Below are 13,846 nucleotides of genomic sequence, written 5' to 3' on the forward strand. Positions count from 1 at the left end.
GCTCCGGTCGCCGCCGCGATTCCCCGGTCGAACTTTCTTGCCGATAGGCATTCCCAGCCCCACAGGTTCCAGTCCTGCGCGCGTGATCCCCTGATGTGTCCCGGATGCGCGCAGCCGACGTCACATCGGAGGTCTGCGGATCGCGCCGCCGCCGTCGCGGATTCTCGACCCGGGCAGGCACTCTGACCTCCACTCCCTGAAGAGGTCCGATGTATAGCCGAGTCGGCGTTGTGAAAATCCTTGACACTACGCGGTCACGGCCTCCACTCTGTGGCGCACTCATCCCATGTGTCTCTTGGGTGTTGCGCCTGTGTTGTCGTCCCGTTGCCTCGGGAGGGGCCCGTGTACTCACCGCAAGGAAAACTCGGACGTCGGCGAATGATCCGACCACCCGCGCTCGTCACCACCGCACTTCTGGCGGCGGGCCTGCTCACCGCGGGCCTGCTCGTCCCCGCCGCCGCCCCGCCGGCCGCGGCGGCGACCGCGACCACGGCCTGGCAGAACGGCGGCTTCCATGTCGACACCCCCAATGTGATCCGCCGTTCGAACATCGTGCTCGGCTCGCCGAACACCGCCGCCGCGCAGTCGCTGCCGCTGGGCAACGGCTCGCTGGGCGCCGCCGCCTGGGCCGCGGGCGGCTTCACCGCGCAGCTCAACCGCGCCGACACCCTGCCGGGCCGCAAGTCCCCCGGCCAGGTGCAGATTCCGGGCCTGTCCGCGCTGACGAACGCGAGCGACTTCAAGGGCTCGCTGGACGTCTACACCGGTGTGCTCACCGAGTCCGGCGGCGGCATGACCCTCAAGTCCTGGGTGTCGGCGACCAAGGACGAACTGATCGTGGACGTCACCGGCGCCGATCCGGGCGCCCAGCAGACCGCGACGCTGAGCCTGTGGTCGGGCCGCGGTCCGCAGGCCGCCGTCTCGGGCACCGTCGGCACGCTGGCCGAGACCTGGGTGGACAACCAGGAGGCGGGCTCCTCGGGCCGTACCTTCGGCTCGCTGGCCGCGCTCTCCGCGGGCGGTCGCAATGTCACCGCCTCGGTGGTCAACTCCACCCAGGTGAAGGTCGCGTTCACCCCCAACGCCGACGGCTCCTACCGGGTGATCCTCGGCGCCCCGGCCTGGACCGGCGGCAACGCGGCGACCACCGCCGCGAATCTGCTCGGCTCCGACGCGACCGCCGCCGAGTCCTCGCTGCTGTCCTCCCAGCAGTCCTGGTGGTCCGGCTTCTGGGCCAACTCCGGTGTCCTTGAGGCGAATTCGGCCGACGGCACCGCGCAGTACATGGAGACGCTGCGCACCTTGTACCTGTACATGGAGGCCGCCTCGATGCGCGGCACCGTGCCGGGCAGCCAGGCGGGCGTCGCCGACATGTTCAACTTCGGCCAGGACCACCAGAACTGGACGCCGTCGGCGACCTGGCTGTGGAATCTGCGCACCCAGATCTCCGCGAACACCAGCAGCGGCAACTTCGCGCTGAACATCCCGATCTTCAACCTCTACCAGAACAACCTGGCCGCCATCGAGGCGTGGACCAAGCAGCAGATGGGCGGCACACCGGGCGCCTGCGTCCCCGAGGTCATGCGGTTCAACGGCAACGGCGGCGACCCCGGCAACGGCGCCAACGCGGCGTGCAGCCAGCCGGGCAGCCCCAACTGGAACGCCCTGAACATCACCTCGGGTGCCGAGATCAGCCTGTTCATCTGGCAGCAGTACCTGGCCACCGGCGACATCAACTTCCTGCGCACGTACTACCCGTTGCTGAAGTCGTCGGCGACCTTCCTGCTCAACTACCAGAAGGTCGGCTCGGACGGGAAGCTGCACGCGGTCGCCAACGCGCACGAGACGCAGTGGGCGGTGCAGGACCCGACGACCGACCTGGCCGCGGACGCCGCGCTCTTCCCCGTGGTGATCAAGGCGGCGCAGCTCCTCAACACCGGGGACACCGCGCTGATCTCGCAACTGACCACCGCGCAGGGCCAGATACCGGCGTGGGCGCGTACCGACTACGGCCGTACGCAGGTGCTGCCGCCGTCGGCGGACGCGTCGAACAACGACATCATCGCGTACTCGTACCAGCCGACCGCGCAGATCAGGAACAGCGAGAACATCGACCTGGAGCCGGTGTGGCCGTACAACCTGGTCACCGACGACCCGGGGTCGCTGCGGGACCTGGCGGTGCGCTCGTACAACCACCGGGCGGTGACCGGGGGCAACGACTGGAGCATGGACGCGATCGACGCGGCCAGGCTCGGGCTGGCCAGTGAGGTCGCGGCGAGGCTGACGTCGATCACCCAGAGCCACCAGGTGTACATCAACGGGCTGGCCGACCTCGGCAACACCGTCGGCACGGAGGCGTACATCGAGCAGGCGTCCGGTGTCGCGACCGCGCTGAACGAGGCGCTGGTGCAGGACTACGACGGGCTGCTGCGGATCGCCCCGGCCTGGCCGGCCGGCTGGGACGCGGCGGGCACGGTCTCGGTGCAGGGCAACACCAAGGTGGACGTGCAGGTCCAGAACGGCACCCCGGTCACGGTCGCCATCCAGGCCGGGTCGTCGCAGACCATGCGCGTGCGCAACCCCTGGCCCGGTCAGTCGGTGCAGGTGGTGAACGGTTCGAGCAACGCCGTCGTGGTCGCGCCGACCACCGCGGGCACCTTCAATGTGCCGGTCGCCTCGGGGCAGTCGTACCTCGTCGAACCGGTGGCCGCGCCGACCACGGCGCTGCCCTACGCGCAGGTCTCCGGCTCCCCCGCCACCGCCGCCAAGCACCTGGGCAATGTGCAGATCGGTCTGGACGGCGGCGGCACCGCGCCCGGCGGCGGCACGGTGGTCTCGCTGCGCGCGCACGCCAACGGCCAGTACGTGACGGCGGACAACGCGGGCGCGGCGCCGCTGATCGCCAACCGTACGGCCATCGGACCCTGGGAGCAGTTCGACGAGATCGACCAGGGCGGCGGTTGGATCGCGCTGCGCGCGCACGCCAACAACAAGTACGTGACGGCCGACAACGCGGGCGCCGCCCCGCTGCTCGCCAAGGTCGACGCGGTCGGCACCTGGGAGCAGTTCCAGCTCGTGCGCAACGGCGACGGGAGCGTCAGCCTGCGGGCGCGGGTCAACAACCAGTACGTGACGGCCGAGAACGGGGGCGCGGCGGCGCTGATCGCGAATCGGGCGGCCATCGGGCAGTGGGAGGAGTTCGATCTGATCCAGAGTTGACGGCTTTTCCTCCGTCGGCCCCCTGTTCCGTCCCGCGGTACCCGTACAGCGACGGCTGATTGTCCGGGCACCGCTGGACCGGGACGGGGGGTCGAGCCGGTGGAACGTGCCGGTCGGGGTGTGCCGGAGGGCGCGGTCCTGGGTCACAACGGAGCCGAACGGGGCTACGGGCGCGGCACGTTGCGCAGGTTGGAGCGCGCGAGCTGCACCATCTTGCCGACGCCGCCGTCCAGTACGACCTTGCCCACCGACAGCGCGAAGCCGCCGATCTGCTCGCCGGTGATCTTCGGCGGGATGGACAGGGCGTGCGGGTCGGTCACGACGTCGACCAGGGCGGGCCCCTTGTGCCGGAAGGCGCCGCGCAGCGCGTCCCGCAGGTCCTTGGGCTTCTCGACCCGGACGCCGTAGGCGCCGGCGGCGTTGGCGATGGCCGCGAAGTCCGGGTTGTGGTTGGTGGTGCCGTACGCGGGCAGGCCCTCGACCATCATCTCCAGCTCGACCATGCCGAGCGAGGAGTTGTTGAACAGCACGACCTTGACGGGGAGTTCGTACTGGACGAGCGTCAGGAAGTCGCCCATCAGCATGGTGAAGCCGCCGTCGCCCGACATCGACACCACCTGCCTGCGGCGGTCGAGGAACTGCGCGCCGATCGCCTGCGGCAGCGCGTTCGCCATCGAGCCGTGCGTGAAGGAGCCGATGACGCGGCGCTTGCCGTTGGGCGTCAGATAGCGCGCCGCCCACACATTGCACATGCCGGTGTCGACGGTGAACACCGCGTCGTCCGCGGCCTCTTCGTCGAGCACGGACGCCACGTACTCCGGGTGGATCGGCACGTGCTTGTCGACCTTGCGGGTGTACGCCTTCACGACGCCTTCCAGCGCGTCGCTGTGCTTCTTCAGCATCCGGTTGAGGAATTTGCGGTCGGACTTCTCCCGCACCTTCGGCGTCAGGCAGCGCAGCGTCTCGCCGACGTCGCCCCACACCGCCAGGTCCAGCTTCGAGCGGCGCCCGAGGTGCTCGGGCCGCACGTCGACCTGCACGATCGTCACGTCGTCCGGCAGGAAGGCGTTGTACGGGAAGTCGGTGCCGAGCAGGATCAGCAGGTCGCACTCGTGCATCGCCTCGTACGCGGCGCCGTAGCCGAGCAGACCGCTCATGCCGACGTCGTACGGATTGTCGTACTGGATCCACTCCTTGCCGCGCAGGGCGTGGCCGACCGGGGCCTTGACGCGTTCGGCGAAGGCCATCACCTCGTCGTGCGAGCCCGCGGTGCCGCTGCCGCAGAACAGGGCGACCTTGTTGGCGCCGTTGACGAGCCGGGCGAAGACGTCGAGTTCCGCGTCGCCGGGGCGGACGGTGGGGCGGCGGGTGACCAGGGCGTGCTCGATGCTGCGCTGCGGCGCGGTCTGGGCGGCGATGTCGCCCGGCAGGCTGATGACGCTGACGCCGCCGCGGCCCACCGCGTGCTGGATGGCGGTCTGGAGGACCCGCGGCATCTGCGCCGGGTTGGAGATCAGCTCGCTGTAGTGGCTGCACTCGCGGAAGAGCTGGTCGGGGTGGGTCTCCTGGAAGTAGCCGGTGCCGATCTCGCTGCTGGGGATGTGCGAGGCCAGCGCCAGCACCGGGGCCATCGAGCGGTGCGCGTCGTACAGGCCGTTGATCAGGTGCAGATTGCCGGGGCCGCAGGAACCCGCGCAGGCCGCGAGCTTGCCGGTGAGCTGGGCCTCCGCGCCCGCCGCGAAGGCCGCGACCTCCTCGTGGCGTACGTGCACCCATTCGATGGAACGGTTGCGGCGTACGGCGTCCACGACGGGGTTGAGACTGTCGCCCACCACCCCGTACACGCGCTGTACGCCCGCGCGCACCAGCACGTCGATGAACTGCTCGGCCACGGTCTGCTTCGCCATCGGGCCCACCTGTCCTCGTCGGTGACTCCTCTCATCTCACCGGGAAGTGGGTGGCCCCGCATCCGGGAGCGCCGGGGCGCGCCCGGTCACGCGTCCCAGACGGTCACCGCCGTCCGGTCGTCGGCGTAGCCCTTGACGCGGGTCTGGGCGTCGGCCAGATACGCGGCCATGCCGGGCGGTCCCGCGCCCCAGCGGCCTGCCAGGTGGACGGCCAGCGCGGGCTCGCCGCGCAGCGGTTCCGCGAGGCCGCCGCTGCACATCACCAGCGCGTCGCCGGGCTGCGCGACGGTGGCCCGGAAGCGGAACGGCGCCGCCGTCTCGTCCGGCGCCAGGTCCAGGTCCTGCCAGGTGTCGTCCCTGATCCGGAACAGTCCGCCGTCGCCGACGCCGAAGAACAGCCGGGTCCGGCACTCCGGGTCCGCGGGCAGCAGCAGACAGCGCAGCGAGGCGGTGTACGTGCCCTCGTCCAGGCCCAGGTCCTCGCCGCGGGCCCGCAGGCGTCCGTAGCAACGGTCGGTCAGCCGGTGCAGGCCCGACTTGAGCGAGCCTCTGCGGGCCGCGCGCAGGTCGTCAGAGAGCCGGTTCCTGCTCCGGCCGACCGCGCCCGCGATCCACCGCACCGCGTCCTGCGCCGCCTTGTGCGCGTCGTCCGCCGCGCGGGCGCCGCTGGCCATCGCGACCAGCAGCAGCGCCTCGTCGCCGCTGCCGAAGCGGGCCGTGAGCAGGGCGTCCCTGCGGGGCTGGCCCCGGTACCGCGCCGAGTCGCCGCGCAGCGACACCGTCCGGACCGTCATGCGGCCGTACCGCGCGCCGTCCAGCACCGTGTCCGCCACCAGGGCGCCCAGGTCGTCCGGTTCCGCCTCCGGCCACGCGGTCGGCTCCGCCGCGTACGTCGGCGGCCCCCCGCCCACCACCTCCGGCTCCGCGACCTCGTCCCGCGCCCCCACCGCCGCCACCCACCCGGGCGGCAGCTCCGGCGCCCACCGCACCTCCCCTTCCACGAACGCCGTCTCCCGCCCCCACCCCGCCGCCGACCCGGCCGCCTTCCCTGCGCCCTCGGTCGCCCCGGTCCCGGCCTCGGCACCGTCCCGCTCCCCCGCCTGCCCCTTCCGCCCGCCGACCGGCACGCCGACGACCGCGGGCCCCGCCCACGGACGGCGGGGCTCGACCGAAGCGGACGGCTGCGGGGGAATGGGCTGATCGGGCCCCGGTACGTCGGACTCGCCCGGCGCCGCCGGGACAGACTCGGCGTCAGCCGCCTGCGAAGGGCGTGACGGATCGGGCTCCGGCTCGACCGGTTCGGCCTCGGCCGCAGGTGTCTCCGGAGAAGGACCCGGCTGGGCCGGTGCCTCCGGAGAAGGACCCGGCTGATTGTTCTGCGCTGCGGTCGGCACACCCACGGCAGTCGGACCCACCCAGGGACGGCGGGGCTCGGCCGGGGCGGACGGCTGCGGGGGAATGGGCTGATCGGGCTCCGGTACGGCGGGCGGCTGGGCCGCCCAGGAGCGATCGACCTCCGCCCCGGGCGGGACAGCCCAGGGAGAGCCGGGCTCCGGGGAGGCGGTGGGGGCCTCCCGGTCGGCCGGGACAGGCTCGGCGTCAGCCGCTTGCAGGGAGGGACCCGGCGGGGCGGGCTCCGCCTCGGTCGGGGGAACCCACGGGCGGCGGGGCTCGGGCGGGGCGGACTGCTGCGGGGGAATGGGCTGGGCGGGCTCGTCCGGTGTCGCAGGGGCGGGTGGTTGGGCCGCCGAAGGGGAACGATCGGGGGCCGGTCCGGGCGGGGCGGTCTGCGGGCTCGGGGGTGCGCTCGGCGTGGTCGGGGCGGGCGGCCAGGGGTAGTTGGGGTCCGCCGCGCCGGTCGGGGCGGTAAGCGGGCGGTGGGGCTCGGCCTCGGGGCGGTCCGGCTCGGGGGTGGCCCAGGAGTTGTCGGAGGGGGGCGGCTCGGGCGCGGGGCGGCGGGCTGCCAGGAGTTGGTCGAGCGCCGAGTCGGTCGGCGACGGCGGTCCGGAATCGTCCGGCTCGGCCGGTGCCGGTTCGGCCGTCTCGGGGGTCGGGGCCTGCCAGGCGGTGCGGGGCCAGAGGGCAGGCTCGTCCGGGGAAGCGGGCGGGGGGTCCTCGACGGCGAAGGTCGGGGTGGCCGACCATGCGTCCCACGAGGCTCCGGGCGTATCGCCCTCCGGGGCCTCCGGCTCTTCGGCGACGGGCTCCGGCGCCGGTGCCGGCTCGGGGGCGGCCGAAGGTGAGCGGGTCCACCAGGAGTCGGACGCGGGGCGCGGCGCCTCGCGGGGCTCCGGGGCGGGGGCCGACGGCTCGGGGCGTTCGGCGAAGGTGGGAGCGGACGACCATGCGTCCCAAGGGCGTTGCTCCGGCCGGGGCGGCGGAGTGGGCTCGGGCGCGGCGGCCTCCGGAGCCTCTTCCGGTGGCGGCGGCGCCGTGCCGAAGGTCGGCTCGGCCGACCAGGCGTCCCACGCGGGAGCGTCATCGACCGGCGGCGCGTCCGGCGCGGCGATCGACGGCTTGGCGGGTGGTTCGGCCGAGGACTCGACCGGCGGCTCGGCCGGCCGCTCGGCTGGCACCACGTCGGCCGGCACCTCGTCGGCCGGCACCACGTCGACCGGCATCACGTCGACCGGCACCGCGTCGGCCGGTACCTCGGGCGACGCGTCCTGCTGAGCCGGAATCGACACCGAAGCGGGCTCCGGAGCCGAGACCGGCACCGTGGTCGGGACCGGCGCCGGAGGCGCACCCGGTGTGCGCGGCGGCCCCGGCCAGGAAGGGGGCGGAGGCGGCGGAGTGGGCCGACGCAGTCGCAACGTGTCGGCGGCCGGCGTCGGCGGCGGAGGCGCCACCGCGTCCAGCGCCGTATCGAAGTGCGCGTCGACGGAATCCGGCGTGGCGGACGGCGTGGCCGCGTCGTCGTCGTACAACTGACGCCACCAGTCGTCCTCTTGGCTGCTGTGGGAGTCCCCCTGCTGGCTCATGCCCTTATTGTCCACCGCGCGGGCCGCCGGGAAACGTGGAACCGCCGGGCCGGCCCCGCCCCCACAGCAGGGCCGCCCGGCGGAGTCGCCGTCCCCGGCCGGGACCTCGGGAAAGATCCTCCGGGGACCGCACCGAGACCTTCGGACGCGTCCGGAGACTTCTTGCGGGGGCTGCCACGGACGCCGTCCCCGGCGCCCTCCGTCCCGCCTCCCGCGAAGCCACCGGAAAGCTCCCCGTGAAGCTCTCCGTCAAGCTCTCCGCAAAGCTCGGTGTCGATCACACTGGCAGAGCGGACCTGCGGGAGTACAAGATGACCAAGGCGGGAAACCGCCGTGGCTCATTTCCGCCACCGTCACCATCACCGCAGGGAGGGGGCTCCGTGCTCGGCGCCATCGGTCTGGACGAAGTGCAGGAATCGGCCTACCGGGCGCTGGTCGGCCTGGGCGCGGCCGAGGTCGGCGACCTGTCGCACCGCCTCGGGCTGAACGAGGAGGACGCGGGCCGCATCCTGCGCAGGCTGGAGGGGCACGGGCTGGTCGCGCAGTCGTCGGCGCGGCCCGGCCGCTGGGTCGCCGCGCCACCGGCCGTGGCGCTGTCGGCGCTGCTGACCCGGCAGCGGCACGAGTTGGAGCAGGCGGAGCTGGCCGCCGCCGTCCTGGCCGCCGAGTTCCGCGCGGAGGCGACGGAACCGGCCGTGCACGACCTGGTCGAGGTGGTCACCGGAGCCAACGCGGTGGCGCAGCGCTTCCTGCAACTCCAGTTCGGCGCGGAGAGCGAGGTCTGCGCCCTGGTCACCGACCGCCCGGTGGCCATCACCGGGACGGAGAACGACGCCGAGCAGGAGGCGTCCCGACGCGGCGTCACGTACCGCGTGGTGCTGGAACGTTCCGTCGTGACGAGCCCGAGCGGTTTCACGGAGGTGTCCGCCGCGCTCGGCAGGAACGAACAGGTGCGGGTGGTGGACCGGGTGCCGACCAAACTGGTGGTGGCCGACCGGTCGTTGGCGATGGTGCCGCTGACCCGCCGCCTCGCCCAGCCCGCCGCGCTGGTCGTGCACGCCAGCGGGCTGCTGGAGTCGCTGATGGGGCTGTTCGAGGGAGTGTGGCGGCAGGGGATGCCGCTGAGCCTGGACGGGACGGGCACCGTGGCCGAGGAGTCCCCCGAAGCGCCGGACAGCACCGACCTGCGCATCCTCTCGCTGCTGCTGGCCGGTCTGACGGACGCCTCGGCGGCCAAGCAGCTCGACCTCGGGCTGCGCACCGTGCAGCGCCGGGTCAAACGGCTGATGGAGATCGCCGAGGTCACCACCCGCCTCCAGCTCGGCTGGCACGCCTACGAACGCGGCTGGGTGGCACGCGGCGACACGGACGTATGAGCGCGGGGCCGTACACGGCGGACGCGGTGACCGGCGACCGGCGACCGGCGACCGGCGACCGGGCCGACGGTCCCACCGGAAGGGTGAGCGCGCCACCGGACGGTTGACGGGCTGGCGGACCGACGACGTCCCCACGGCGTACGGACGGCGTACGAGCGGCGTACGCGAGTGGTCCTACGGGTCTCGGACAGGTCTCGCCTTGCGCCCCGAGGGTGATCCGCCCGGCGGACGGGCGCGTCATCGGGCAGGGTGGGCTCATGGGGACCGCACAGGTGTGCCTGATCGGCGCGGTGATGCTGCTCGGACTCGTCGGTGTGCTGGCCCCCGGCGTGCCGGGGACGCTGCTCTGCTGGGCCGCCGTCATGTGGTGGGCGACGCAGGAGCACACGAGCCTGACCTGGGGCGTACTGGCCGGGGCGACCGGTCTGCTGGCCGTCGTCCAGGTGGTGGTGTGGCTGCTCCCGGCGCGCCGGATCCGCGATTCGGGCATCACCTGGCACACCGTGCTGGTCGCGGGCTCCTTCGCCATCGCCGGTTTCTTCCTGATCCCGGTGCTGGGCGCGGTCCTCGGCTTCGTCGGCACGATCTACGCGACCGAGCGCGTACGCCTCGGCGGCCACCGCGCCGCCTGGACCGCGACCCGCACCGCGATGCGCGCGGTGGGCGGCTCCGTCCTGGTCGAACTCCTGGCGTGCCTCGTCGTGGCGGGCGCGTGGCTGGGCGCGGTGATCGCGGGCTGACCGGCACCCGGCCCCGCGCTCAGGGGGAGACGTACGGGGTGTGCGGTCGTACGGACATACGTATGACCGTACGACCGCGCGTCCCCACTCGGCCTAGGTCCTGGATAGGTCAAAGGTCCAATGGCCCGGTGCGCTCGCCCGTGTGAGGGTGAGGGCATGGCGATCAAGACACCCAGGACAGCGCTGACCGAGGCCGAGCTGCGCTATCTGCGCACGCAGCGCCTCGGGCGGCTGGCGACCGTGGACGCGCAGGGCCGTCCGCAGGCCAATCCGGTCGGCTACTTCCTGCGCCCGGACGGCACGGTCGACATCGGCGGCTACACGATGGGCGCCACGAAGAAGTGGCGCAATGTGGCGGCGAACCACTACGTGTCGCTGGTCGTGGACGACATCGCGGGCACCGACCCGTGGACGGTGCGCGGGGTCGAGATCCGCGGCACCGCCGAGCAGGTCGTGGGCCCGCACGACCTCGGCGCGCAGATGAGCGACGAGTTGATCCGGATCCACCCGTACTCGATCATCGGCTGGGGCCTGGAGGACTGACCCCGCGCGCCGGACCTCGCCGGGCGTCGCTCGCACCACCGTCGGCCGGCCCGCACAAGGCGCACACAAGGCACACCCGTCTCACCTGCCGAACCGACACGGAGAGCGCTCTCACGCCGCGCCGGGGGACCCGTTACGCTGTGCGCGTACCGGCCCCCGGTTTTCTGTTATTTCCGCGTGAAGGAGACGTCCCTTGTCCGACCCGAGCTTCGCGCCGCGTCCTACGCTGGAGGCCGTCGCCGCGCGGGCCGGGGTGTCGCGTGCCACCGCCTCGCGCGTGGTCAACGGCAGCGAAGGGGTACGGGCGCCGCTGGTGGAGCGGGTGCGCAAGGCCGTGGACGAGCTGGGATATGTGCCGAATCAGGCGGCGCGTACGTTGGTGACGCGGCGCAATGACGCCATCGCGGTGGTGGTCGCCGAGCCGGAGACGCGGTTCTTCACCGACCCGTTCTTCGCGCAGCAGGTGCGCGGGATCAGCAAGGAACTCACCGCGCGGGACAACCAGTTGGTGCTGCTGCTGACCGAAGGAGCCGCGGATTACGAGCGGGTGGGCCGCTATCTGGCGGGCGGACACGTCGACGGCGCGCTGATCTTCTCGCTGCACACCGACGACTCGCTGCCCGTGCTGGCCCGCAGGGCCGGAGTGCCCACGGTGATCGGCGGGCGGCCCGGCTGGACCGACTTCGACAGCGACCACGGCACGTTGTACGTGGACTGCGACAACCGGGGCGGCGCGCGGGACGCGGTCCGTCACCTGCTGAGGATCGGCCGCCGCCGGATCGCCCACATCGCGGGGCCACTTGACCAGACGGCGTCGGTGGACCGGCTGGACGGGTTCCGTGACGTGCTGCCGGAGACCGACCCGCGGATGATCGCCGAGGGCGACTTCACCCCGGAAGGCGGCGCCCGCGCCATGGCCGAACTCCTCCAGCGCTGCCCCGACCTGGACGCCGTCTTCGCCGCCTCCGACGTCATGGCCTCCGGCGCCCTGCGCGTCCTGCGCACCTCAGGACACCGCGTCCCCGACGACATCGCCGTCGTCGGCTTCGACGACATGGTCTCCGTCGCCGAATGGACCGACCCGCCCCTGACCACCGTCCGCCAGGACATCGAGGAAATGGGCCGCCTCATGGCCCGCCTCCTCCTGCGCGCGGTGGCGCCGCCGACGGGCCCGCAGAGCGTTCCCGCCCTGTCCTCCATCGTCACGCCGACGCACCTCGTGGTCCGCGCCTCCGCCTGAGCGCCGAATCTCGGCCCGAGCACCACGCTTCCCCCTGAGCGCCGCACCGCGCCCGTCCGAGGGCACTCGGCACCGCCCGACTCCGCCTGACATACCGTCACTTCATCGGATCGAACCCACGCGCGAACACCGGTCCCCCACCTGTGGGTTGGGAACGTCGGGCGAAGGGAAGGTCACGAACAGGTAGCGAAGGTGAGGGCACGGTGAAGGCCGTGCCGGAGGCGAGGAGGTCCGACATGGCATACAGCGTGATTCTCGGCGTCGTGATCGTCGTGCTCGTGGTCGCCTGTGTCGTCGGCTCGTTCTGGAGTGCGGGCAGCCCGATCGCGGTGCGGCGCCGCCACCAGCAGGGTCCTGGCGGCGGCGCCGGATAGGGTCCGCGCCCGTACGGTCGGCCGTACGGGACCGGGTTCAGGACCGGCGGCGGTGGCCGCCGCCCCCGCCGCGCTTGCGCTCGTACATCTCCCGGCCCGCCGCGGTCCGTTGCTTCCACTCGCGCCGCATCTCGGAGCGCAGCCGCTGGTCGGTGCGTGAGGCGATCCACGCGTTCTCGCGCAGCAGCTTGCGGTAGCTCTCCAGACGGCGGTGCTGCAAGGTGCCGTCCTCCAGCGCGGCCAGGACGGCGCAGCCCGGCTCCGACTGGTGCGAGCAGTCCTGGAAGCGGCAGTCGCGGGCCAGTTGCTCGATCTCGGAGAACACCTGGTGGAGCCCGGACTCCGCGTCCCACAGGCCGACCCCGCGCAGCCCCGGCGTGTCGATCAGCACCCCGCCCTGCGGCATCGGCAGCAGGTCACGCGTGGTCGTGGTGTGCCGGCCCTTGCCGTCGGAGTCCCTGGTGGCCTGCACCTCCTGCGCTTCGCGCCCCAACAGGGCGTTGGTGAGCGTGGACTTGCCCGCGCCCGACTGGCCGAGCAGCACCGAGGTGCCGCCCGCCAGCAGCTCCGACAGCGCCTCGATCCCCTCGCCGGTCGTGGCGCTCACCACCAGGACCGGCACTCCGGGCGCCGCCGATTCGGCGTCCTCCAGCAGATAGGTGGTGTCCGGCACGAGGTCCGCCTTGGTCAGCGCGACCACCGGTTGCGCGCCGCTCTCCCAGGCCAGGGAGAGGAAGCGTTCGAGGCGCCCCAGATCGAGGTCGGCCGCCAGCGACACCGCGATCACCGCGTGGTCGATATTGGCCGCGAGCACCTGGCCCTCGGAGCGCTTGGACGACGCCGACCGTACGATCGCGGTCCTGCGCGGCAGCAGCGCCCGTACCGACGGGCCCTTCGGCTGCGCCGGGTCCGGGTCGAACGCCGCCCAGTCCCCGGTGCACGCCACGAGCATCGGATCCGGCGAGTGCACCGGATCGGTGTCGGCGCGGACCGTCAGCAGACCGTCCGCGCCGTCGGGGACGACGACGTCGCACATCCCCCGGTCGACCCGCACGATCCGCGCGGGCACCAGTCCGTCCGCCGCGTACGCCGAGAAGGCGTCGTCCAGCAGCGAGTCCCAGCCGTACGGGACGAGTGAGGACCAAGAGGAGGACGACGACGAGAAGGAAGAAGACGAGAAAGACAAGGGAAACCCTTCCAACAGGGCCCCGGCACCGCGCGTCCGATCGGCGCGGCAGAAGAAGAGAGGTCAGCCGGAGACCACAGAGGTGAACTGAATGAACTTCCGCATCTGGGCAGCGCCCATCACCAAGGCAGTCATCGAGTCACACCTCCTGGCCGTACTCACGAGCCGACAGCGGCGAGCCATTTCTGCGGCTTCCGCTCCAACACCAGGGACCGTAGCCCCTCCCCCACCGCCTCCGCCACCGAATTAACGCCCGCCGCCGCGGGCGGGCAGAGAGTGC

At 72.6% G+C, this 13,846-nt stretch carries 9 protein-coding genes; 6 read left to right on the forward strand and 3 right to left on the reverse strand.

Annotation, left to right across the window (positions count from 1 at the left end; all coding sequences use genetic code 11):
• Positions 1-378 precede the first annotated feature (378 nt).
• Positions 379-3,219, forward strand: coding sequence for a fascin domain-containing protein (locus tag ACIQCJ_RS16135; RefSeq protein ID WP_401311744.1), 2,841 nt, complete (start codon positions 379-381; stop codon positions 3,217-3,219).
• Between the two features lie 164 nt (positions 3,220-3,383).
• Here the strand turns inward: ACIQCJ_RS16135 and ACIQCJ_RS16140 are convergent, their stop codons facing one another.
• Both ACIQCJ_RS16140 and ACIQCJ_RS16145 read right to left on the reverse strand, forming a co-directional pair.
• Complete coding sequence (locus tag ACIQCJ_RS16140) at positions 3,384-5,126, reverse strand: pyruvate dehydrogenase (RefSeq protein ID WP_355338838.1); 1,743 nt, start codon at positions 5,124-5,126, stop codon at positions 3,384-3,386.
• Between the two features lie 86 nt (positions 5,127-5,212).
• Positions 5,213-8,107 carry a protein phosphatase 2C domain-containing protein gene (locus ACIQCJ_RS16145; RefSeq protein WP_402711672.1) on the reverse strand — a complete coding sequence of 965 codons (2,895 nt, stop codon included), beginning with the start codon at positions 8,105-8,107 and terminating at the stop codon, positions 5,213-5,215.
• 380 nt (positions 8,108-8,487) lie between these two features.
• Between ACIQCJ_RS16145 and ACIQCJ_RS16150 the strand changes: the two genes are divergently transcribed.
• The 5 genes from ACIQCJ_RS16150 to ACIQCJ_RS16170 all read left to right on the forward strand — a co-directional run bounded on the left by ACIQCJ_RS16150 (position 8,488) and on the right by ACIQCJ_RS16170 (position 12,380).
• Positions 8,488-9,483: a helix-turn-helix domain-containing protein gene (locus ACIQCJ_RS16150; protein WP_355338832.1), complete on the forward strand. Its 996-nt coding sequence runs from the start codon at positions 8,488-8,490 to the stop codon at positions 9,481-9,483.
• A 257-nt stretch (positions 9,484-9,740) separates the two neighbouring features.
• On the forward strand, positions 9,741-10,223 hold the full coding sequence (locus tag ACIQCJ_RS16155; protein ID WP_188282878.1) for a DUF456 domain-containing protein: 483 nt from the start codon (positions 9,741-9,743) through the stop codon (positions 10,221-10,223).
• Positions 10,224-10,379: 156 nt separating this feature from the next.
• Positions 10,380-10,766 (forward strand): PPOX class F420-dependent oxidoreductase, encoded by a 387-nt coding sequence (locus ACIQCJ_RS16160; protein WP_355350185.1) that lies wholly within the window; start codon positions 10,380-10,382, stop codon positions 10,764-10,766.
• Positions 10,767-10,959: 193 nt separating this feature from the next.
• Positions 10,960-12,006 carry a LacI family DNA-binding transcriptional regulator gene (locus tag ACIQCJ_RS16165; RefSeq protein ID WP_355350182.1) on the forward strand — a complete coding sequence of 349 codons (1,047 nt, stop codon included), beginning with the start codon at positions 10,960-10,962 and terminating at the stop codon, positions 12,004-12,006.
• Between the two features lie 236 nt (positions 12,007-12,242).
• Positions 12,243-12,380: a hypothetical protein gene (locus ACIQCJ_RS16170; protein ID WP_188282881.1), complete on the forward strand. Its 138-nt coding sequence runs from the start codon at positions 12,243-12,245 to the stop codon at positions 12,378-12,380.
• Between the two features lie 37 nt (positions 12,381-12,417).
• Here ACIQCJ_RS16170 and rsgA read toward each other — a convergent pair whose 3' ends face one another.
• Positions 12,418-13,566: a ribosome small subunit-dependent GTPase A gene (rsgA, locus tag ACIQCJ_RS16175; RefSeq protein ID WP_391163570.1), complete on the reverse strand. Its 1,149-nt coding sequence runs from the start codon at positions 13,564-13,566 to the stop codon at positions 12,418-12,420.
• Positions 13,567-13,846: the final 280 nt, after the last annotated feature.

It is taken from the genome of Streptomyces sp. NPDC093221, assembly GCF_044753885.1.
In the GTDB taxonomy this organism is placed as follows: Bacteria; Actinomycetota; Actinomycetes; order Streptomycetales; family Streptomycetaceae; genus Actinacidiphila.

Bases quoted from the DNA above. Each gene is read 5' to 3' on its own strand.
- ACIQCJ_RS16135 (WP_401311744.1), top strand. From the start codon at position 379: ATGATCCGACCACCCGCGCTCGTCACCACCGCACTTCTGGCGGCGGGC.
- ACIQCJ_RS16140 (WP_355338838.1), bottom strand. From the start codon at position 5,126: ATGGCGAAGCAGACCGTGGCCGAGCAGTTCATCGACGTGCTGGTGCGC.
- ACIQCJ_RS16145 (WP_402711672.1), bottom strand. From the start codon at position 8,107: ATGAGCCAGCAGGGGGACTCCCACAGCAGCCAAGAGGACGACTGGTGG.
- ACIQCJ_RS16155 (WP_188282878.1), top strand. From the start codon at position 9,741: ATGGGGACCGCACAGGTGTGCCTGATCGGCGCGGTGATGCTGCTCGGA.
- ACIQCJ_RS16160 (WP_355350185.1), top strand. From the start codon at position 10,380: ATGGCGATCAAGACACCCAGGACAGCGCTGACCGAGGCCGAGCTGCGC.
- ACIQCJ_RS16170 (WP_188282881.1), top strand. From the start codon at position 12,243: ATGGCATACAGCGTGATTCTCGGCGTCGTGATCGTCGTGCTCGTGGTC.